Source organism: Synechococcus lacustris str. Tous, from assembly GCF_003011125.1.
GTDB classification, from domain to species: domain Bacteria; phylum Cyanobacteriota; class Cyanobacteriia; order PCC-6307; family Cyanobiaceae; genus Synechococcus_D; species Synechococcus_D lacustris.
Genome location: NZ_PXVC01000241.1, coordinates 1 through 879, shown reverse-complemented (window position 1 = coordinate 879; position 879 = coordinate 1). Strand labels below are relative to the sequence as shown.

General features: G+C 49.0%; 2 protein-coding genes. Both read right to left on the bottom strand.

What is annotated here, in order from left to right:
• Positions 1–48: 48 nt before the first annotated feature.
• Positions 49–420: a HEPN domain-containing protein gene (locus C7K08_RS14635; RefSeq protein ID WP_106501191.1), complete on the bottom strand. Its 372-nt coding sequence runs from the start codon at positions 418–420 to the stop codon at positions 49–51.
• Entirely contained in the window at positions 407–745 is a 339-nt protein-coding gene (locus tag C7K08_RS14630) for a nucleotidyltransferase domain-containing protein (protein WP_241537296.1), read from the bottom strand. Before C7K08_RS14630 ends, C7K08_RS14635 begins: the two co-directional genes overlap by 14 nt.
• Positions 746–879: the final 134 nt, after the last annotated feature.

Below are 879 nucleotides of genomic sequence, written 5' to 3'. Positions count from 1 at the left end.
GGCCATTCTGGCTGGAACAATTAGTTCGGCAAATCCATGCATCAGAAATCAGAGCTTCTGTTGAATCTCAGCAACACAAAGTTGCAATTGCACTTCCAGTGCTGCCAATAAATACTGCCTACTTGCAGGCAAGGGAAAGGGCCCTTCCTCATATCGAGCTTCCACAGCAAAAACTTGCAATTCCAATAGCTTTGGCTCTAGGCGCTTTTCAGCCAATTCAGCAAGGTCGGCCAAATCGTGAATTCTTGGTGGCAAACGATCGCTGAGCACAATCCAAGTTTTCAGTAGCTTCTCTAATGCTTGCTGAGCTGTAAATCCCCAATCCTCATCTGGATAGGAGGGATCAAGGCTCAGGCGAAGGCTGCGCATGTGGCGTTGCACGATCGCAATTAACAGCTGGGCATCTTCAGCGGGTGACATAAAGCACCCGCCCCTGCCTGGCCACATCACCAAACACATGCCAGCGCGATTGGCTCAATTTTTCTGCATCTGAAATACCTGCCAACACAAGGTCAAGCCCCACCCCTAGAGGGCCTATCAGCTGACGAAAATGGCGCCAATGGCTTGCCTTTTCTGCCGGTGTGAGCTGAGCCTGGCGAATAACAACCGCCAAATCAAGATCCGAATCAAATTTGGCTTCGCCGCGTCCCCTAGAACCAAACACAATCAGCGCATGAACAGCTGGATCAGCGCTAAGCCTTTCCATGGCTGCAGCAAACAAGCCATAATCCAAACCGATAGCCAAATCAGGCGTCAGCAACAAATGCTGGGGTTTAAGCCAAGGGATAGCCGGAGGCTTGAAAGTGTGTTGGGTAGAAGCAACCATGATTTAATATTAACCAATAAATCAAACCAAACCAAGAAAAACCAAACCAAGAA

Excerpts from the sequence above, each read along its gene's own strand:
- C7K08_RS14635 (WP_106501191.1), bottom strand. The coding sequence starts at position 420 with ATGTCACCCGCTGAAGATGCCCAGCTGTTAATTGCGATCGTGCAACGC.